This window comes from Nocardioides sp. Z21_20 (genome assembly GCF_059766585.1).
On record NZ_JCBAJX010000010.1, the window covers coordinates 48,327 to 68,559 of the forward strand.

Consider the following 20,233-nt stretch of genomic DNA (forward strand, 5'->3'; position numbering starts at 1 on the left):
GCCCCCGGAGCGGACACCAGGAGCGCCTGCCCTGAGCAGGAACGGAACTGTGCTACTAATATACAGTAAGTCAGTAGACATTAGCCAGAACGAGAGGTGCCGACGATGCTCGCTCCTGCGGTTCGGCGCGCGACGGTGCCACACGCGGCCGCGGCGGTGGGCGAGCCCGCCGAGGCACTCCCCCTCACCTTCCGGGCGGTGGGCCGCACCTTCGGGACCGGCGCGGCCGCCCACGAGGTGCTGCGCGGGGTGGACCTGACGGTGGCCCCGGGTTCGGTCGTCGCCCTCCTCGGCCCGAGCGGCTGCGGCAAGTCCACGCTGCTGCGCGCCGCCGCGGGCCTGGACATGCCGAGCGCGGGCGAGGTGCTCATCGGCCAGGAGCGCGTCCAGCGCTACGACGCGCGGTGCGCGGTCGCGTTCCAGGAGCCGCGGCTGCTGCCCTGGCGCACGCTGCGCGACAACGTCGCCCTCGGGCTCGCCAGCAGCACCCCGAGGCGCGAGAGGAGCCGGCGGGTCGCCGAGCTGCTCGACCTCGTGGAGCTCCGCGACGCCGCGGGGCGCCGGCCGCGCGAGGTCTCCGGGGGCATGGCCCAGCGCGCCGCCCTCGCCCGGGCGCTGGCCCGCCGCCCGGGAGTCCTGCTGCTCGACGAGCCGTTCGGGGCGCTCGACGCACTGACCCGGATGAAGATGCAGGACCTGCTGCTCGCCGTGCACAGATCCACTCCGACCACGGTGCTGCTGGTCACCCACGACGTCGACGAGGCGCTCCAGCTGGCCGACGTCGTCGTGGTGCTGGGTCGAGCCGGCCGGGAGCCCGCCGCCGGCGTCCTCGACTCGCTGACCGTCCCCGGCGCGCGCCCTCGCGACCGCGGGTCCGAGGAGCTGGCCCGAATCCGCGGCCGGCTCCTCGAGCGGCTGGGCGTCGACGCCCATCGCCAGTGACCTCCCACCCCATCCGCCCGACTCGCCCGAAGGACCACGCATGACCACCACCGCCCGCGCCGCCCGCCCCTCCCCCATCCGCACCCTGGCCCTGCTGCTCGCCGGGGGCGCCGTGCTGGCGCTCGCCGGCTGCGCCGAGGGCGAGGCCGCCGGTGACGGCGGGCGCGCCCTCGAGATCGACTACGCGACGTACAACCCGCTGAGCCTGGTGATCAAGGAGAAGGGCTGGCTCGAGGACGCACTCGCCGACGACGGCGTCGACGTCACCTGGGTCAAGTCCGACGGCTCCAACAAGGCCAACGAGGCGCTGCGCTCGGGAGCGATCGACGTCGGCTCCACCGCCGGCTCGGCCGCCCTGCTGGCCCGGGCCAACGGCTCGCCGATCCGGGCCATCGACATCTACTCCCAGCCCGAGTGGGCCGCGATCGTCGTCGGCGCGGACTCCGAGATCCGCTCGGTCAAGGACCTCGCCGGCAAGCAGGTGGCCGCGACGAAGGGCACCGCCCCCTACTTCTTCCTGCTCCAGGCGCTGGAGGCCGAGGGGGTGGACCCGGCCCAGGTCACCGTCGAGAACCTCCAGCACGCCGACGGCGCCGCCGCCCTGAGCAACGGAGCGGTCGACGCGTGGGCCGGCCTGGACCCGATCATGGCCGCCGCCGAGGTCGACGGCGCCAAGCTGATCTACCGCAACGTCGACTTCAACACCTTCGGCTTCCTCAACGCCACCGAGGAGTTCCTCGAGGAGGAGCCCGAGCTCGCCCAGACGGTCGTGGACTCCTACGCCCGGGCGCGCGCCTGGGTGCTGGAGAACCCGGAGGAGGCGGTGGCGATCCTGGCCGCGGAGGCCGGCGTCGACGAGGAGGTGGCGCGCACGGTGCTCACCGAGCGGACCACCCTGGACTTCGACCACGTGCCCGGCCAGGCGCAGCTCGAGGTGCTGGCCAAGGTGGGCCCCATCTTCGTCGAGTCCGGCGACGTGGAGGACCAGAGCAGCATCGACGAGGCGCTCGAGGAGCTGCTCGAGGACGAGTACGCCGCCGCCGCGGATCCGGACAACGCCGGCTGATGAGCGCGACCGAGGTCCGCGCCCGGCCCGTCCCCGACCGCGGCGAGCGGTGGCTGAGCCATCCTGTCGTCCGCGTGGTCGGGGGCGCGCTGCTCCCGGCGGCGCTGCTGGCCCTGTGGCAGCTGAGCACCGCGGCCGGGGTGTTCTCGGCCGTGCAGCTGCCGGGGCCGGGCGCGGTCGTCGACGCCGCTCGGGGCCTGCTGCAGCGCGACGAGCTGATCAGCCACGTGCACATCTCCACCCAGCGGGTGCTGGTCGGCTTCGCGATCGGCGCCACCATCGGCATCTGCCTGGGCGCGCTGGTCGGCCTGTCCCGGGTGGCCGACCTGCTCCTGGCGCCGACGATCGGCGCGCTGCGCGCCGTACCGTCACTGGCGTGGGTGCCGTTGCTGATCCTCTGGATGAAGATCGGCGAGGACTCCAAGATCACCCTGATCGCGATCGGCGCCACCTTCCCCGTCTTCACCACCGTCTACCTGGCGCTGCGCCACGTCGACCGGCAGGTGCTCGAGGCGGCCCGGGCGTTCGGGCTGCGCGGCCTGCGGCTGCTGGGCACGGTCCAGCTGCCCGCGGTGGTGCCCGCGGTCTTCTCCGGCCTGCGTCTCGCCCTCGCCCAAGCCTGGCTCTTCCTGGTCGCCGCCGAGCTGATCGCCTCCTCGCAGGGGTTGGGCTACCTGCTCACCGACTCGCAGAACAACGGTCGCACCGACCGCCTGCTGCTCGCGATCGTGCTGCTGGCCGCGCTCGGCAAGGCCAGCGACGCCGCGCTCGGGCTGGTGGAGCGGTGGGCGGTGCGCCGCTGGGCCTGAGTGCCTACTGCCCGCCGACCGCCTTGGCGACGACCACCTGGTACTTGGTGTAGTGGAAGCGGCCGTTGCCGTAGACCACCCGCCCGGTGCAGCTGACCAGCACCAGCCGGTGCGCGCCGGTCGTGGTGAAGTACCGCTGCGGCAGGCGCCGGGTCCGGTCGAACCGCGCGGTGCTGCTCACCTTGTACCGGTAGGTCCTGCCGCCCTTGGCCACGGTCACGACCTGACCCTTCTTGGCGCGACTCAGGCCCCACATCGCGCCCGGCCGGTCGCTGCGGTCCGACACGTGGCCAGCTACCACCGCGGCGCCGATCTTGTCGCCGAAGGCGGCCGAGCGGCGCAGCCAGCTGGTGACCGCCACGTTGGCGGGCAGGACCACCTGGCCGCGCCGGACGGTGGTGGCCACGACGCGGGCGTCGAGCCCGAAGGCGGGAGCCCGGACATTGGTCGGCGCCAGACGCTCGGCTCCGGAGCCCGGCAGGATGCCGGAGAACCCGCCGTTGACCACCGGAGCGGGGTACTGCGGCTTGGCCACCGTCGTGGTCTCCGCGGCAAGTCCGCACCGGCTGGTCGCGGCGCCGTTCGCGGTGGTCCGCTGCGTGCTCACCTGCCAGGTGTAGACACCCGGCGCACGCACCCGCACCGCCGGCGTCCGGGCCCAGCCCGCACCCGCGCGCCAGGTGACCGTGCGCGCCAGGTCCCCGGGCCGACAGGTCGCCGCGCCGCGAGAGGGATAGGGGCCGTAGAGGCGGGCCGTGGCCGGCACCGTCGTCCCGCCGGCGAGCCGGGTGACGCGCACCCGGTCGTAGAACGGCTGACCCGGCTTGACCCGCTTGTCGGAGGTACGGGTCTCGATCTGCGGCCTGGTGGTGTCGGGCGGGGGCTGCGTCGTGGAGACCGACGCCGAGTCGGTGTTGTTGCCGGGGTTGGGGTCATAGGGGGAGGCGTCGCTGCGATCGCTGGTGGCGGTGTTGGTGAACGTGCCGTCGCCGGTGACGCGCGCGGTGATCCGCAGCACCGCCTGGTCCGTGGTCGCCGGCAGGTCGAGCGGCTCGAGGCCACCGATGTCCCAGACACCGGTCGCGGCATCGTAGGTCCCCACGCTCGCCGTGCTGCTGACGTAGGTCAGCCCGGCGGGAAGCAGGTCGGCGACCGAGACTTCGTCGGCGGCGTCGGGACCGAGGTTGCGGACCCCGACGGTGAACACGACCGTGTCGCCGACGCTGGGGCTGGGGTCGTCGACGGTCTTGGTGACCGCGATGTCCGCGGCCGGCACGAACAGCTCTTCGTTTGCGGTGTTGTTGTCGGGATCGGGGTCGTCCACCCGGGACTCCTGGATGGCGACCAGGTTGGTGTAGTTCCCCTGTGCGCGGGGACCGATCAGCACGTCGACGGTGAGGGTCGCGGTCTCGCCGGCCTCGAGGCGCGGGATGGTCCAGGCGTGGGTCTCCTCGTCGAAGGTGCCGTTGTCGGTCTCGTGGCCGGTGATGTTCGCCCGGATCAGGGCGGGGTCGTCGGTGATCGTGTCGTCGGTGGCGTTGGGGCCGTTGTTGGTGACGGTGATCGTGTAGACGACCGTGTCGCCGGGCTGGGCGACCTCCCGGTCGGCGCTCTTGGTGATCTCGAGGTCGGCGAGCTCCACGAAGGTCGCGGTGGCCTCGGCGGAGTTGTTGGTGGGATCGGTGTCGCGCTGGTCGAGGCTGCTCAGGGCGTGGGTGTTGGCGCGCTGGCCGACGACGGTGCCGGTGGCCCGGATGGTGCGGGTGACGGTGGTCCCGACCGGGATGGAGGCGACGCTCCAGACACCGGTGTCGGGGTCGAAGGTGCCGTCGCCGGTCGAGGACACGAACGTCAGCCCCTCGTCGAGGACGTCGGCGAACTCCGCGTTGGTGACCGTGGCGGCGCTCTGCCCCTCCACCGCGTTGTTGGTCGCGGTCAGGGTGAACACCACGTCCTGGCCCAGCGGGATGGCCGAGACCGGCCCGGAGCCGTCGGCGGGCGCGACCGTCTTGGTGACGCCGACGTCGACGGCCGGTGCCAGGGTGGTCAGGGTGGCGGTGGACTCGTTGTTCTCCGGTGTGGGGTCGTCGAGCAGCGGCGCGTCGACGACGACGACGTTGACCTTGGTTCCCACCGTGTCGAGCCGGGCGGTCACGAACAGCTCGGCGGAGGCACCGGAGGCCAGAGCACCGACGTCCCACCGGGCTCCGTCCAGGTCCACGGTGCCCTGGGACGGGTCGCTCGCGGTGAAGGTCACGCCTTCGGGGCCGGTGTCGGTGACGTACACGCCACGGACCGGGTCGGGGCCGCGGTTGAGGACCGTCACCGAGTAGGTGACGGTGTCGCCCACCACCGCCTCCTGCGGCGTCACCCCCTTGACCACGACGAGGTCGGCCTGCGGCGTGCGCACCTGGACCGTGGCCGAGGCCGAGTTGTTCGCGTTGTTGATGTCCGCCGGGGAGACGGTCGCCAGGCTGACCACGTTGGTGAACGTTCCGACGCTGGTGGTGTCCAGGACGAAGTCGTACGACGCGGACTCGCCGACCGCGAGCGCCCCGACGTTCCAGGTGTCGGTGGCCGGCGTGTAGGTGCCGGTGCCCGAGGAGTCACCGGGCCGGTAGGTCAGCCCCGGCGGCAACGCGTCGCTCAGCGTGATCCCGGTGCCCGGGCGAGGCCCGTCGTTGGTCACGGTGACCCGGAACGTGACCGTCTCCCCGGCCGCGACCTCCTGGGAGCCGATGACCTGCTTGGTCACGGCCAGGTCCAGCGAGGCCGGGTTCAGGGTCACGGTGGCGGTGTTGTTGGCGTCGTTCGTGTCGAGCTGGGTGAGCCGGGTCAGGCTGGCGGTGTTCGACACCACGCTGTTGGTGTCGACCCGGGCGGTGATCGTCAGCGTGACGGCGTTCCCGACGGCCAGCGCGGGGATCGACCAGATGCCGGTGCCGGGGGTGTACGTGGACGGCTGTGGTCCCCCGGTGCTCGAGCTGAGCAGCGTGAGACGGCCCTCGGGCAACTGGTCGGTGAGGACGACGTCGGTCGCGGCCGCGGGTCCGTTGTTGGTGGCGGTGACCGTGAAGGTGACGGTGTCACCGACGCTCGGGGTGGGGTCGTCGACCGTCTTGGTCACGGCGATGTCGGTGTTGACCCCGATCGTGGCCTGGGCCTCGGGCGACTCGACCGCCTGGCCGGCCGGGGACTCCCCGGTGGCGACCGCGGTGTTGACGATGGCGCCGGAGGCGTCGGCCTGGCGGGTGTCGACGGTGTAGGTGCCGGTGCAGGTGGTCGAGGCCCCCGGGGCCAGCACGTTCGCCTCGCACAGCAGCGCCTCGGAGGAGACGCGGTCGTCGCTGACGGCGATGTTCGTCACCGTGGACCCGCCGGTGTTGGTGACGGTGTAGAGGTACTCGACCTCCTGGCCGGCGGCGTACGGCGGATCGGTCTGTACGGTCTTGGTCAGGTCCAGGCGCGAGATGAGCGGGACGGTGACCGTGGCCTCCGGCGAGGTGACCGTGTCGCCGCCCGGGTTCACCGCGCTCGCGGTGGCGGTGTTGACGACCTCGCCGGCAGCGACATCGTCCGCGGTGACCGTGTAGCTGCCGCGGCACACCGTGGTCGAGCCGGCCGCCGGCGCTGGAGGGAGCGTGGTGGCGTCGCAGGTGATCGGGCCGGTGATCGTGTCGTCGGCGATTGCCAGGGTCGACAGTGTCTCGGTGCCGGCGTTGGTGACGGTGTACTGGTAGGGGATGACCGTGCCGGCGGTGATCACCGCGGGCAGGGTGCCGGCGCTGCGGTCGACCTGCTTCTCCAGCGTCAGCTCGGCGAGGGGGTTGACCGACCGGACGACGGCGTTGCGGATGAGGTGAACGTCGGTCTGACCGCCGGTGGAGCCCGAGAGGCCGAACTTGTAGGTGCTCGGCAGGTCCGGCGGCGCCGGTACGTCGAGCTCGGTGATCCACGGGTCACCAGCGACTCCGGGGTTGTAGCGGACCTGGACGATGATGCGCGGGTCGGGCGCGGGGGTGACCGTGACGTTCACCTGGCGCCAGGACCCGGCGCGCGTACCGGCCCGCAGCGTCCCGGTGCCGCCGTTGAGCGTGGTGCCCGGCTTGTCGGGGTCCTCAGCGTCCGCGGGCGTCGTCGAGGCGAGGTAGCAGTACCCGATGAGGCCCTCCCCCGGGCCACGCAGCGTGATCACGTTCGGAGCCACCGCCCCCTCCGCGGTCGACGGCGAGCGCTCCCCCTCGGGACAGCCCCTCCCGCGGCTCTCGCCGTCGTCGTAGTAGTTGCCGAAGGCGTCCAGCCCCACCCCGAGCACCCCGCCCTCGATACCCGGCTCGTCGACGCTGCCCTCGGCGGTCCGCTGGGCGTACCCCAGGCTGCCGCCAGGCGCTCCGGTCCGCGTCAGGTCGACGGCGCCGTCGACGAGGAAGAAGCCGATGCCGTCGGCCCCGGTGCCGCCGTACTGGTACTGGTCGAAGGTGATCGTCACCCCCGCCGTCGCCGGGATCGGCCGGTTGTACAGCACACTGCCCGCGGCCTGCAGGCTCGCGTCCGTCAGCTGCAGGTAGCCGGGAGTCGCACCGATCGCCGGCACCGGGCCGGTCCGATGCGTCCGGCACGTCGGGATCTGGGCCGCGCCGGCGGGCGGGGCCGCGGTGGCGCCGGTCAGGCAGGTGGTGCCCTGGGCCGTCCACGCCGGATCCGGCACGGAGGAGCCGGTGAACGTCTCCTCCACGATCGTGGTGCCACCGGTCGGCGGGTCGGCGTACGCCGGGGCGCGCGCCGCATCAGGGACGACCGAGAGCGTCGCTGCCGCTACCGCACAGACTGCGGCCGCGACGGTCGCCCGGCGAATTCTTAGCACGGCATTACCTCCCGAGTGGCGTGGATCACACCAACTCCACTGTCAGGCCAGAACGCCGCATTGACAACAGAGCGGGCGAAAACGATCTCGGGGGTGGCCGGGGGCTGCCGGTTTCCCCGGCCGGCCGGGGAACGCTGATCTTGTCGGCCGAAACTTCGCCCGACAACATCAGGTATTGCCTGTCCGGTCGCCCACCGGTACGGCGAGCGGCGGGCCCGCCGGGGCCTCCTCGGGGAGCGCTGGCGACCTCAGCACCCGGATCAGCCCCAGACCCGCAGCCGCACCCCTAGGGTGACGCACATGAAGGTCGCCGGCGCGCTGACGTTGCTTGCCGCATTCATGGTGTTCGTCGGGCTCGCCGCCATCCCGCCGAGCGTCACCGTGATGGGTGAGAGCACCTCATGCGGGCCCCCGGCGCTGCGCGTCCTGGTGACCGAGGCCTCAGAAGACTCGGGCCCGCTGGTGCAGAGGATCGAGCAAGGCATCATCGACTCCTGCGTGCGCCAGTCGTGGGAACGCTTGATCGTCGGAACCGTGGTCGGCGGGGGCACCGCCCTCGCGGGCCTGCTGATGATCGTCCTCACCCCGGCACCGAGATACCGCCCGCCAACGCAGCCGCCGTCGGGGTCGGCACCCCAGGGCGCCCCGCAGCCTTCCGCTCCGCCGCCCCGGCCGCAGGAGCCGTGGCAGAAGCAGCCGCCCTCCCGTTGAGCCAAGGACAGCCGGGCAATCTCGACCTTGCCATCGCTGTCTCAATCGCGGTCTCGGCGTCACCAGCGGCCAAGCCCTCGCCGGCGTCGTCGGCCCACCCATCGAGGCCCCCCACACACGGGTGAGCTGGTTGCTTCGCCAGCTTCCCGACCACGCCAAGGACTCCATCCGCCTCGAAGCCCATCTCGCCGGACCGAGGTCCAACACCACCGCGGCACTGCTCGGCAAAGCCCGCCAGGATCCCACGTGTCTCCTCCCCGACGATCAGCGCGAGATCAAGGCGTTCACCATCTCCCTCGACCTCCCCTCGGCGCCAAGAGAGCCGCCGGCACCGGCACCCTCATCGGGTCGGTCAAGAGCGTCACCACGACCTTCTACGCCGATGTCGTGCAACACCTTCGACCGTGGTCAGACAAGCGAACCTGAGCGGGACAGACCGCAACCGCGTTGCAGCGGTGGGTTGCCGCCGCATTGGGTCGGTGGGGGTGGTTGGACTGGGCCCCTATCCTCCCGGACATGACGCGTGTCGAGCGGTGGGAACGTCGCACCGAGATCCCACTCATGCTCCTGGCCGGCGCATTCCTCATCGCCTACGCCTGGCCCGTTCTCGACCCTTCCATGGACGTCACGCTGCGCAGTGGACTCAACGCCGTTTCCTGGACGGTCTGGGTTGCCTTTGCCATCGACTTCGCGTGGCGGGTCAACATTGCCGAGGCGCGCGCGTCCTATCTCCGGCAACACTGGTACGACGTCGCGCTGATCGTGCTGCCCATGCTCCGCCCCCTGCGGCTTCTGCGGCTGTTGGCTCTTGCTCGGATGTTGAACCGCTCGGCCAGCAGCTCCCTTGTCGGGAGAGTGATGACCTACGTCGTGGGGACAAGCGTCATGGCCCTGGTGCTGGGGGCCATCGCCGTCCTCGACGCCGAGCAGGAGGCTGAAGGAGCGAACATCACGACGTTCGGCGACGCCCTGTGGTGGGCGGCCTCGACGGTGACCACCGTCGGATACGGGGACCGCTTTCCAGTCACCACCGAAGGGCGGCTCATCGCCGTCGCGCTCATGGTCGTGGGGATCGCTCTCGTAGGCGCGATCACCGCCTCTGTCGCCACCTGGATGGTCGCCCAGGTCCAGCAGGACCGAACTGTCTAAGCGCGCGGTCAGGCCCGCCAAGCGATGGGGCTCTGTCGAAGGCTGGAGCAGAACCACGGGACTGCTGAAAGGTTCGGTTCAGCCGCGTCCGCCACGAAAGGAGTAGCCACATCAGGGCATGGTGCTGCGGCTGCGCAGGCCGCAGTCAGTCGTTGAAGAACATGTCTGTCAGCTTCCCCGCACACGCCTCGTCGGTCACCGTCGAGGGGCAGAGCACCAACCGTGCCGGCCGGCGCACCTCGTACTCCTCGCCGTCGACCTCGTAGCGGATCACGATCTCGTGGCGCGCAGCAACCTTCGAAGCGTCGGTGACGCGGTAGCCGATCAGCAGGTTGTACCCGCGGTAGTCCTCCTCACCGCGGTCAGGCTCGATCGTCGCCCCCTCGGCCTCAACGAGCTCACCGAACGCTGCCTGCCGAGGCGGCCACGTGGGCAGGTATGTGACCGCCGCATGCCGACGCTTCGGCCCAGCCAGCAGAGCACCGGTCTGCTCAAGTGCATCACCGGCGCCGACCGAACGGACCTCCAGCAGCTTCGCTGACTGGTCGCCGCCGAGCTTGAGGATCTCCGCGCCATCCATGAACACGTGCCCGTCGGTGGTCGAGAACGACTGCCCGTGCTCGCCGCCGGCGTCGAGCAGACCCCCCGGGGTGGGGGCGCCGACGCCACCAGGCGCTAGAACCGCCCACCCGACTCCGACCAGGACAGCGACGATCACGGCTACGAGAGACTGGGACTTCCGGCTCAACCGACCTCCTTGACCCGGTTCGCGCTGTACGGGTCATCGTTGTCACCGCAGTAGCGGGGCGCGCGCTCGCGCGCGTCGGGGACGATTCTGAGCGTGTGCTTCGACGAGTTCTCCTGCCTGGCGTCGACCCCTACCCCGGCGAGGGTGAAGTAGCCGTTCCAGTTCACCGCGGACTCCTTCGCGATGACCGTGGTGTTCCCGATGATGGTGCCTGTGCCTGGCTTACACGTCCACGTTGCCGGGTTATTGGACTTCTTCTTCGGCAGCGATCCGCCCGTGGGAGCGTAGGGCCACCACATGTAGTTGCCCGTGCCCTTCCCGTGGCACACGTGTTCGTACTTGCGGAGGCGCCACTGTGGTTTCAGCAGCTTCGAGACGTTGTTCCCCACGGACATATCGACGTCGAGCTCGGTGCCTACTGAGAGACCTCCTGTCATACCGCCCAGGTACTCGCTGGCGCCGAAGTCCATGACGTAGGCAATCTCCGTCTTCCTCCCCGTCTCCCACAAGTACGTCGCCGAGCTGTGCTTCGCCGTGGTAAGCCGCTGTGCGGGCACGTACCGCTTGGCCGAGATGCCTGTGTACTTCCACGACCCCAGCGCACGCCCACAGTGAGTCAGCGGCAGCTGCCCCCGGGCCAGTGACTGCGTGGTTCGCCTTGCATGAGGGCCCCACTCGATAGAGGCGCCTGCACCGCTGGAGCCACGCCCCGAGAACGCGGACGAGTCCTCGACACGGCCGACACCGAGCTGGATCCGCATGCCGCGCCCATCGCCAGTGGCCGACGTCGCTGTGCGAGTTGACGCGGACACCTTTGCCTTGGGGTCGACGCTGACGCGGTAGACCACCTCGTGCCTCTCGTTGTTCAACAGCCCGGTGAATTCCGGCTCTACCTGGCCGTCGGACTTGCGGAACTTCCGCCCCGTGGGGATCTTCCCGCCCAAGGAGAACCGCCCGGCCGCATCCGTCTTCGCCTGGTCCACCAACACCGGCTTGATCAACTTCGTTCGCGGCGTCTGCGGGACCGCAGTGACACGCACGTACGCGTGCGGCTCAGGCTTGCCGTCCTCGTCGAGAAGCACCCCTTCCACCAGCGGAACCGCCTGCGGAGCGGCGCCCGCTATCGGAACGTGCCCCCCCTCGTGCCCCCGAGACCAATTCGCTTCGGCGACCCACACCTACTCGGCGCAGAAGGATGGGTCTCCTCCAGTCGTGGGTCTCTACGCGGGCTGGCAGCGGGCGGGTGGTAGCCGCCTCCTGAGTGAAACCCAGCACCCGGCCAGTCGTCGCGACGGGAGTCCCGTCGGCGGCATGGTCACGAACCAGCGGGAACGTCATTCTGGGGGATGGGCGAGCATCAGGTTTTGTCTGGAAGAGCTGGGCGGCGGCGCGGCGCAGGACCTCGTTTTCATGCTCGATTACCGAATATTCTTGCGGGTCATCGCGTAGTCCGGCATTCTCGGCGTGCGTCACCGGGCCTTCACGCCGTCCTCGACTTCGGCTTTCGTGAGCAGTTATGCAGGCAGGAGTCGCTGATCCCGAAATCTTTCGCGATCTGCGCGATCGGTAACTCATCGAGTCGGACGACCGCGACGACGTCGTCGCGGAACTCCTTGGGGTGTGGAGCAGGCATGGTCGACATCCCTCCAGCCGAGACAGATGGCCCAAGAAGTCAGGTGACAACCTGGACCTCCAGCAGTGCACTCTCTCCAAGGAGCGACTCCGTGCAACGCTGCGCAACGAGTGCTACATACTGATCCACGGGTGCACTGGTCCGGACGACGTGAACCACAGGGATGGATTCCCAGGGTTATTGTCGACTGTACTGTCTACCCCCCGCCCCCGTAGCTCAGCTGGATAGAGCAGCGGCCTTCTAATCCGCCGGTCGCAGGTTCGAATCCTGCCGGGGGCGCACCGACCACCCGCAAGCGGCGCACCGCCCGCGCCGTTCTTGCCCGGGCATGCCAGAGTGTCCGCCATGATGCATCAGATCAATGCCTCCGTGCAGGCCGCCATCGACGCCACCTCGATCTTCCGCGATCAGGGCCACAGTGACACCGCCGAGCTCGTCAAGCGCCTCACCGACGAGCTCGAGCAGCGTGACATCCAGACCAAGGACCAGCCCTGGCTCGAGAAGACGGTCGCGCACATCCTCGAGGACCCCAACTTCATGACCGACGACTCCCCCTCGGACGTCGGCAACCCCTGAGCACTCCCGCAGGTGACCCACCGGCCGCGGCATGAGCCCGTGGCCGGGTGGGTACCCGTGCTCGCATGAAGCTGCGCTCTGAGTCCCGCGATCACGACAACCGGGCCAACGACCCCCAGGACCGCGAGCACCTCGACCCCGATCACCCGGACAAGGTGGACTCCCCCACCGACCTGACCAAGCGGTCGTGGGTCTACGTCCTGCGCAAGACGATGCGCGAGTTCTCCAAGGACCAGTGCACCGATCTCGCCGCCGCGCTGACGTACTACGCCGTCCTGGCGCTCTTCCCCGCGGCGATCGCGCTGCTCTCGCTGGTGGGGCTGGTCGGGCAGGGCCCGCGCATCATCAAGGAGATGATGAGCATCCTGCGCGACCTCGGCGCCGGCTCGATGGCCAAGACCATCGAGCCCACGCTGATGGAGCTCTCCAACACCCCCGGCGTCGGGTTCGCCCTGATCCTGGGTCTCGCCGGCGCGCTGTGGTCCGCCAGCGGGTACGTCGGGGCGTTCGGGCGGGCTCTGAACCGGATGTACGAGACCGACGAGGGGCGCCCGATCTGGAAGCTGCGGCCCGCGAACCTGGTGCTGACGCTGCTCCTGGTCGTGCTCGCGGCGGTCGCGCTGCTCGCGCTCGTGCTGACCGGCCCGGTCGCCGACTCCGTGGGCTCGGCCATCGGGGTGGGCGACGCCGCCGTGCTGGTCTGGCAGATCGCCAAGTGGCCCGTGCTGGCCGTGGTCGTCGTGGTGATCGTGGCGCTGCTCTACTGGGGCACGCCGAACGTCAAGCAGCCGAAGTTCCGCTGGATCAGTGTCGGCGCCGCCCTGGCCATCGTGACCTGGGCGCTGCTCTCGGCCGCGTTCGGCTTCTACGTCGCCAACTTCTCCTCCTACGACAAGACCTACGGCTCGCTGGCCGGCATCATCGCGTTCCTGCTGTGGCTGTGGCTGACCAACATCGCCCTGCTCTTCGGTGCCGAGCTCGACTCCGAGCTCGAGCGCGGCCGCGAGCTGCAGGCCGGGATGGAGGCCGAGGAGACCGTGCAGCTGCCGCCGCGCGACACCCGCAACATCGACAAGAAGCGCGAGAAGGACGAGCAGGACATCGCGAAGGGCCGGGCGATCCGGCTCGAGGCGGCCTCCGCGCAGAAGGACGAGAAGAACTCGTGACGATGACCTCGCTGTGGCGCGAGGGCCGTCCCCTCCCCGCGCCCGTCCAGTCCACCGTCGATGGCGAGTGGGACGTCGTCGTGGTCGGCGCGGGCATCACCGGGCTGACCACCGCCCTGCTGCTGGCCCGCGCCGGCCGCTCGGTCGCCGTGATCGAGGCGCGCCACGTCGGTGCCGGCACCACCGGCGCGAGCACCGCGAAGCTGAGCCTGCTGCAGGGCACGACGCTGTCGCGGATCAGGCGGCGCCACACCGAGCGGATGGTCGAGCAGTACGTCCAGGGCAACCACGAGGCTCAGGCCTGGGTCGAGCAGTACTGCGCCCAGCACGGGGTCGCCGTCCAGCACCGCGCGGCGTACACCTACGCCCACGGGGCCTCCGGGCGCCGCTCCGCGCGCCGCGAGTACGACGTCGCCTCCAGCGCCGGGCTGCCCGTCACCTGGGTCGACGACCTGGACCTGCCCTTTCACACCCAGGGCGCGGTGCGCCTCGACGACCAGCTGCAGCTCGACCCGATGGAGCTGCTCGACGCGCTGGCCGCGGACGCGGTGCGCCACGGCGCGACGCTGATCGAGGGCGCCCGGGTCCGGCGGGTGACCGGACGCTCCCCGCTGCGGGTGTCCACCACCGCGGGCGAGGCGCGCGCCGGCCACGTGGTGGTCGCGACCAACATGCCGATCCTCGATCGCGGCGGCTTCTTCGCCCGGGCCAGCCCGGAGCGCTCCTACCTGCTCGCCTTCCGCACGCCCACGCCCGCGGTCGATGCCATGTACCTCTCCGCGGACTCCCCCAGCCGCTCGCTGCGCGACGTACCGGACAGCGGGTCGGACGGCACCGGGAGCCTGCTCCTGGTGGGAGGCAACGGCCACACCGTCGGACGCGCACGCTCCGAGCAGGCGTTGGTCGAGGACCTGCGCCGCTGGACCCACGTCCACTACCCCGGCGCCCACGAGACGCACGCGTGGTCGGCGCAGGACTACGTCAGCGCGAGCGCCCTGCCCTACGTCGGTCCGGTGCTGCCGGGTCGCGACGACCTCCTGGTCGCGGGGGGCTACGCCAAGTGGGGCATGACCAACGGCGTGGCGGCGGCGCTCGCGCTGAGCAGCCGGATCCTCGGTGGCCACACCGAGTGGGCGGAGACCTTCGAGACATGGACCCCCAGCGTCCTGCGGGGCACCGTGGACGCGGCCCGGATCAACGCCGAGGTCGGCTTCGAGATGGCCCGCGGCTGGCTGCGACCGGTAGCGGGGCTCGGCCCGTGGAGCCAGGCGGAGGACCCGGCCGAGGGCCAAGGCGCGGTCCGCTACGACCACGCGGGCGCTCCCACCGCGGTCTCCCGGGTGGACGGCGAGCTGCATCGCGTCTCCGCGGTCTGCCCGCACCTCGGCGGCATCCTGCGCTGGAACGACGCCGAGACCAGCTGGGACTGCCCGCTGCACGGCTCCCGTTTCGCCGCCGACGGCGATCTCCTCGAGGGGCCCGCGACCTGCGGCCTGCGTGCCCACTGACCCACCGGGCAGGAGAGCCCCCGCCACCCTGCTGGCCCCCGTGCGCCAGGGCTAATCTGGGAGTGGAGGTGATGGGCGATGAGCGACCTGCACCGGACGAAGGTGCGCCCCAACCCGAAGTGCCCGATCCGCCCGGGTGAGGACTGCCTGCTGTGCTTCCCCGGCGCCGCCGGCCCCGAGGACTGCGGACTGGTCTACCTGGTGATGGAGGACCCCGAGCTCCGCGAGCGGCTCGCCGAGCTCCGCGCCGAGCAGCGCTCAACGGCCTGACCCGAACGACGACGTGCCGGCCACCCCAGGCGGGGTGACCGGCACGTATCGCCGTTCGTAGGCATCACGCCACGGTGGCGGGGAACCTCTCCCACACGCGGTGCGAGCCCATCAGCTGCTGCACCTCGGCAAAGACGCTCGCGGCGTCCTCACCGGTGACCACGCCGGGCGAGCCCACGACGCCGGTCGTGGTGAGCACGTCGACGCCGGCACCCCAGGCGCCGATGACCTTCGCGTGGCGCCAGGACTCCTCGATCATCATCACGACACGCGGGTCCAGCGACGTCGTGCTCGCGGCAGCAGCCTCGGCCTCACGCGCCGGCAGCGCGTCGGGGGCCGGGACCGGGGAGCCGGCGAGCAGCAGCACGTCGAACTCGACCGAGCGACCGGTGGAGAAGCTGCGCTGCATCGGCATCTCGCCGACCATCCCGCCGTGCGGCCCGATCAGCAGCGGCACCATGCCCGCGGCGAAGACCGCCTGGCGCAGGGCGCGGACGCCGTCGAGGTCACCGTCGGGGTCGACCACGATGCCGACCATCCGGCCGTCGGGCGGCCAGACCTGGCCGACCTGGGAGAGCGCCGGGCTCGGGTCGGAGTCGACGAGCTCGACGGTGGGGTTGGGCACCGGCAGGCCGAGGCCCGTGGCCACCTCCGAGCAGAGCACCGGGTCGATGTTGGCCAGGCACTGGAGCTGGCGCTCCTTGATGGCCTGCTCGTAGCACTTGCCCAGCTCGAAGGTGTAGGCCCGGATGATGTGCTCCTTCTCGACCGGGCTCATGCTGCGCCAGAACAGACGCACCTGGCTGTAGTGGTCGTCGAAGGTCGCCGGGTTCTCCCGCACCTTGGTCGCCTCGGGCACCCGCACCGGCACGTCGATGAACGCGCCTTCCTCGGTGCTCGCCGGCGAGGGGTTCCCGCCGTCCAGCGAGTTCGGCTTGTACGCCGCCACCCCGCCGTGCACGGCGTGCTGGTGGAACCCCTCCCGGTTCAGATCGTTGACCGGCGCGTGCGGCCGGTTGATCGGGATCTGGACGAAGTTCGGCCCGCCCAGGCGGGTGAGCTGAGTGTCGAGGTACGAGAACAGACGGGCCTGCAGCAGCGGGTCGTTGGTGACGTCGATCCCGGGCGGCAGGTGCCCCACGTGGAACGCGACCTGCTCGGTCTCGGCGAAGAAGTTCGTGGTGTTGCGGTTCAGGGTCAGCTTGCCGACGGCCTGCACCGGCGCGAGCTCCTCGGGCACGAACTTCGTCGGGTCCAGCAGGTCGATGCCCTCGAACATCTCCTCGGGGGTGTCCGGGAAGACCTGGATGCCCAGCTCCCACTCGGGGTAGGCGCCCGACTCGATCGCGTCGAAGAGGTCGCGGCGGTGGTAGTCCGGATCCAGACCACCGATCAGCTGCGCCTCCTCCCAGGTCAGCGAGTGCACGCCGAGCTTGGGCTTCCAGTGGAACTTGGCCAGCGCCGTCTCCCCCGCCTCGTTGACGAGGCGGAAGGTGTGCACGCCGAAGCCCTCCATCATCCGGTAGGAGCGCGGGATGCCCCGGTCGGACATGTTCCACATGGTGTGGTGCTGCGCCTCGGTGTGCAGCGAGACGAAGTCCCAGAACGTGTCGTGCGCGCTCTGGGCCTGCGGGATCTCCCGGTCAGGGTGCGGCTTGCCCGCGTGGATGACATCGGGGAACTTGATGCCGTCCTGGATGAAGAAGACCGGGATGTTGTTGGCGACCAGGTCGAAGGTGCCCTCGTCGGTGTAGAACTTCGTCGCGAAGCCACGGGTGTCGCGCACCGTGTCCGCGGAGCCGCGCGAGCCGAGCACGGTGGAGAACCGGACGAACACGTCGGTCTTCTTGCCCTTGGCCAGGAAGCCGGCCTTGGTCACGTTCTCGGCCGTCCCGTAGCCCTCGAAGGAGCCGTGCACGCCGGCGCCGCGGGCGTGCACCACGCGCTCCGGGATGCGCTCGTGGTCGAAGTGCATGATCTTCTCGCGCAGGTGGTGGTCCTGCAGCAGCGTCGGGCCGCGCGGCCCCGCCTTCAGCGAGTGGTCGGTGTCGCGCAGGCGCGCGCCGTTCGCGGTGGTCAGGTAGGCGCCCTGCTGGGCGACCGCGGTGGGCGGTGCCCCGGTCTCGGCACCCGTGGGGGTGCGCGTCTCGGGTGTGCCCTGGTCGTCCTTGGGCGGCAGCGGAGGCGTGGGCTCCGTCGGCTCCTCGAGGGTCGCCGGGGCGGCTCCCGGCGTACCGGGAACTCTGGGGGTGACCATGTCGGCCGCCTTCTCGGCGGTCGCCTCGAGTGCTTCCTTGACGGCCTTGGCCGGCTTGCTCGGATCCATTCCTGTCTCCTTCTCGTGCCTCTGGCTGCGTTCGGTCAACGCGGTTCGCAGTACCCGATGGGGCCTCGAACACACCCCGCGAAGCAGACAAGAAATGGAACGACTCCAGACAAGGCGGCGCCATCAGGAGAGGCACGCCGGGGACGACGTGCGCCTGGCCCTGGGGCCGGGCATGACCCCCCTCAGACGCTCGCCGCGTACGCCGCGATCTCGGCGCGCAGGCCTGCCTTGCCCGCCTCGTCGAGGAACGACGCGTCGACGGCCGCGACCGCGAGGGCCGCGACGCCCGCCCGGTCGAGCTCGAGCAGGCCCGCGGCCAGCTGGTACTCACGGTTCAGCGTGGTCGCGAACATGGGCGGGTCGTCGCTGTTCACGGTGACCACGACGCCGGCCTCGTGCAGCGCGCGCAGCGGGTGCTCCGCGAGGCTCGGCACCGCCCGGGTGGCGAGGTTGGAGGTCGGGCAGACCTCCAGCGGGATCCGGTGCTCGGCCAGGTGCGCGACCAGGGCCGGGTCGCGCACCGCGGAGGTGCCGTGCCCGATCCGCTCGGCGCCGAGCAGGCGCAGCGCGTCCCAGATCGTCTCCGGGCCGGTGGTCTCGCCGGCGTGCGGCACGCTGTGCAGCTCGGCCGCGCGGGCGGCGTCGAAGTGCGGCTGGAACTGCGCGCGCGGGACGCCGATCTCGGGACCGCCCAGCCCGAACCCGACGAGCGCCTCGGTGCGGTGCCTCAGCGCGTACTCCAGGGTCGCCTCCGCCGCGGGCAGGCCGAGCTCCCCGGGGATGTCGTAGATCCAGCGCAGGCTGATCCCGAAGTCGCGCTCGGCGTGCACGCGGGCGTCCTCGATGGCCTCGGTGTAGGCCTCGATCGGCACCCCCGCCAGCACCGAGGTGTACGGCGTGCAGGTGAGCTCGGCGTAGCGGACCTGCTGGCCCTGGGCCATCTCCCGGGCCACCTCGTAGGTCAGCAGCCGGATGTCCTCGGGGGTCCGGATCAGGTCGACGACAGCGACGTAGACCTCGATGAAGTGCGCGAAGTCGCGGAAGGTCATGAACTCGCGCAGCGCCTCGGGGTCGGCGGGCACCGTGCCGGGATGCCGGGCGGCCAGCTCGGAGACGATCCGGGGCGAGGCCGAGCCCACCTGGTGCACGTGGAGCTCGGCCTTCGGCAGCCCGGCGATGAACTCCGAGAGGTCGCCCGGCGCGCTCAGGAGATGGCCTCGTTGAGCTTGTCCGCCATCTCCTGCAGCGTCTCGCCCTCGAGCACCTCGCCGTCCACCAGCGTGGTCGGGGTGCCGTTGACGCCGTTCTTCGACATCTCGTCGGTGGCGTTGGCACCCCACTGCTCGAAGACCTTGTCCTCGATCGGCTTGCGGATCGCGTCTTCGTCGGCGCCGGCCTCGACCGCCATCTCGATCAGCTCGTCGTCGCTCTGGCCGGGGCCGCCCTCGGCGGGCTGCTGGTCCATCAGCATGTCGTGGAAGTCCCAGAAGACGTCCTTGCCGGAGGTGTCCAGGACGACCAGCGCGGCGTTGAGCGCACGCGAGGAGTACTCGTTGGTGGAGGCCTGGTCCAGGAAGGACACCAGCCGGAACTCCAGCTTGATCTTGCCCGCCTCGACCGCCTCGCGCAGGTCGTCGCTGACGACCTCCTCGAACATCGCGCAGTTGGGGCAGAGCAGGTCCTCGTAGATGGTGACGGTCTTGGGCGCGGACTCCTCGCCCAGCACGATGCCGTAGTCGTCGGTGGTGCCGGCGGGCGCCGCGGAGGGCTCGCTGCCGGTGCTGTCGCGTGAGGCGTTCCACCACACCCCACCCCCCACGATCACCACGAGCACGGCGATCACGGCACCGACGATGGCCAACCGGGAGTTGCGCTCACGCGCCCTCTGCTCCTGCAACGCCGCCGCCGCACGCTCCGCGCGGGACTGCTGGCTAGCCTTCTTCGACATTCGTCATTCCTCTCGTGACCGGGCGGGAGAGCCCGAACAGCCAATTGTCGAGCGCAAGCCTGGTGCGGGGGCGCCAGGCGAGCGCGAGGGAGACCAGCATCAGCACGACGTCGCGGGCGATCTCCCCGGGGTACTTGTCCTCGGCCCCTGCCTGCACGCCACCGCCGCCGAAGCACCCGCAGTCGATGGACATCCCGCGCGCCCAGGCCGCGGAGATGCCCACGATGAACGCCGCGTTGAGCAGCGCCGAGATCAGCGCGTTGAAGCGCACCAGCAGTCCGAGGACCAGGCACACGCCGACGACGACCTCGAGCACCGGCAGCAGGTAGCCCACCGCCGGGACGATCGCCTCGGGGAGCAGGTCGTAGGCCCGCACCGCGCGGACGCTGGCCGCGGGATCGGGGATCTTCAGCGCCCCGGCGACGATCCAGATGCCACCGACGACGACGCGCCCCAGGAGTCCCAGCCAGTGCCACACGCCTCGACCCTAGACGGCTCGGCTGAGGGCTTGCTGAGC

The 20,233-nt window shown here is 70.8% G+C and carries 16 protein-coding genes and 1 tRNA gene; 10 read left to right on the forward strand and 7 right to left on the reverse strand.

The window, feature by feature from the left end; translation table 11 throughout:
- The first annotated feature begins 105 nt into the window (after positions 1-105).
- Genes AC6EH9_RS15130 through AC6EH9_RS15140 form a run of 3 tightly spaced genes read left to right on the forward strand, consistent with a single transcriptional unit; the run spans position 106 to position 2,817 of the window.
- Positions 106-942, forward strand: coding sequence for an ABC transporter ATP-binding protein (locus tag AC6EH9_RS15130; protein WP_498424254.1), 837 nt, complete (start codon positions 106-108; stop codon positions 940-942).
- Positions 943-982: 40 nt separating this feature from the next.
- Complete coding sequence (locus AC6EH9_RS15135) at positions 983-2,008, forward strand: aliphatic sulfonate ABC transporter substrate-binding protein (RefSeq protein ID WP_498424255.1); 1,026 nt, start codon at positions 983-985, stop codon at positions 2,006-2,008.
- On the forward strand, positions 2,008-2,817 hold the full coding sequence (locus AC6EH9_RS15140; RefSeq protein WP_498424256.1) for an ABC transporter permease: 810 nt from the start codon (positions 2,008-2,010) through the stop codon (positions 2,815-2,817). The genes AC6EH9_RS15135 and AC6EH9_RS15140 overlap by 1 nt, the downstream gene beginning before the upstream one ends.
- A 4-nt stretch (positions 2,818-2,821) precedes the next feature.
- Here AC6EH9_RS15140 and AC6EH9_RS15145 read toward each other — a convergent pair whose 3' ends face one another.
- On the reverse strand, positions 2,822-7,681 hold the full coding sequence (locus AC6EH9_RS15145) for a CLIPPER-2 domain-containing protein (protein ID WP_498424257.1): 4,860 nt from the start codon (positions 7,679-7,681) through the stop codon (positions 2,822-2,824).
- A gap of 300 nt (positions 7,682-7,981) precedes the next feature.
- Between AC6EH9_RS15145 and AC6EH9_RS15150 the strand changes: the two genes are divergently transcribed.
- The gene (locus AC6EH9_RS15150; protein WP_498424258.1) at positions 7,982-8,392 is read left to right on the forward strand and encodes a hypothetical protein; all 411 of its coding nucleotides are present in this window, start codon (positions 7,982-7,984) and stop codon (positions 8,390-8,392) included.
- A gap of 516 nt (positions 8,393-8,908) precedes the next feature.
- Positions 8,909-9,541 (forward strand): potassium channel family protein, encoded by a 633-nt coding sequence (locus AC6EH9_RS15155; RefSeq protein ID WP_498424259.1) that lies wholly within the window; start codon positions 8,909-8,911, stop codon positions 9,539-9,541.
- A gap of 145 nt (positions 9,542-9,686) precedes the next feature.
- On the opposite strand, the gene AC6EH9_RS15160 is transcribed toward AC6EH9_RS15155, so the two are convergent.
- Together AC6EH9_RS15160 and AC6EH9_RS15165 are read right to left on the reverse strand one after the other, a co-directional pair.
- On the reverse strand, positions 9,687-10,289 hold the full coding sequence (locus tag AC6EH9_RS15160) for a hypothetical protein (protein WP_498424260.1): 603 nt from the start codon (positions 10,287-10,289) through the stop codon (positions 9,687-9,689).
- Positions 10,286-11,371 (reverse strand): hypothetical protein, encoded by a 1,086-nt coding sequence (locus AC6EH9_RS15165; RefSeq protein ID WP_498424262.1) that lies wholly within the window; start codon positions 11,369-11,371, stop codon positions 10,286-10,288. The genes AC6EH9_RS15160 and AC6EH9_RS15165 overlap by 4 nt, the downstream gene beginning before the upstream one ends.
- A 756-nt stretch (positions 11,372-12,127) precedes the next feature.
- Between AC6EH9_RS15165 and AC6EH9_RS15170 the strand changes: the two genes are divergently transcribed.
- From AC6EH9_RS15170 to AC6EH9_RS15190, 5 genes are all read left to right on the forward strand, one after another.
- Positions 12,128-12,201: transfer RNA gene (locus tag AC6EH9_RS15170), tRNA-Arg, on the forward strand.
- Between the two features lie 66 nt (positions 12,202-12,267).
- Positions 12,268-12,498 (forward strand): hypothetical protein, encoded by a 231-nt coding sequence (locus AC6EH9_RS15175; protein WP_498424264.1) that lies wholly within the window; start codon positions 12,268-12,270, stop codon positions 12,496-12,498.
- 65 nt (positions 12,499-12,563) lie between these two features.
- Positions 12,564-13,664 (forward strand): YihY/virulence factor BrkB family protein, encoded by a 1,101-nt coding sequence (locus AC6EH9_RS15180; RefSeq protein ID WP_498424266.1) that lies wholly within the window; start codon positions 12,564-12,566, stop codon positions 13,662-13,664.
- Between the two features lie 2 nt (positions 13,665-13,666).
- Positions 13,667-15,172 (forward strand): FAD-dependent oxidoreductase, encoded by a 1,506-nt coding sequence (locus AC6EH9_RS15185; RefSeq protein ID WP_498424369.1) that lies wholly within the window; start codon positions 13,667-13,669, stop codon positions 15,170-15,172.
- 78 nt (positions 15,173-15,250) lie between these two features.
- Complete coding sequence (locus AC6EH9_RS15190) at positions 15,251-15,442, forward strand: DUF6767 domain-containing protein (RefSeq protein ID WP_498424267.1); 192 nt, start codon at positions 15,251-15,253, stop codon at positions 15,440-15,442.
- Between the two features lie 64 nt (positions 15,443-15,506).
- On the opposite strand, the gene AC6EH9_RS15195 is transcribed toward AC6EH9_RS15190, so the two are convergent.
- The 4 genes from AC6EH9_RS15195 to AC6EH9_RS15210 form a co-directional block, all read right to left on the reverse strand.
- Positions 15,507-17,768, reverse strand: a complete 2,262-nt coding sequence (locus tag AC6EH9_RS15195; RefSeq protein ID WP_498424269.1) for a catalase — start codon at positions 17,766-17,768, stop codon at positions 15,507-15,509.
- Between the two features lie 182 nt (positions 17,769-17,950).
- On the reverse strand, positions 17,951-18,976 hold the full coding sequence (locus AC6EH9_RS15200; RefSeq protein ID WP_498424370.1) for an adenosine deaminase: 1,026 nt from the start codon (positions 18,974-18,976) through the stop codon (positions 17,951-17,953).
- Complete coding sequence (locus AC6EH9_RS15205) at positions 18,973-19,716, reverse strand: DsbA family protein (RefSeq protein WP_498424270.1); 744 nt, start codon at positions 19,714-19,716, stop codon at positions 18,973-18,975. Before AC6EH9_RS15205 ends, AC6EH9_RS15200 begins: the two co-directional genes overlap by 4 nt.
- Entirely contained in the window at positions 19,700-20,194 is a 495-nt protein-coding gene (locus AC6EH9_RS15210; protein ID WP_498424272.1) for a MauE/DoxX family redox-associated membrane protein, read from the reverse strand. The genes AC6EH9_RS15205 and AC6EH9_RS15210 overlap by 17 nt, the downstream gene beginning before the upstream one ends.
- Positions 20,195-20,233 lie beyond the last annotated feature (39 nt).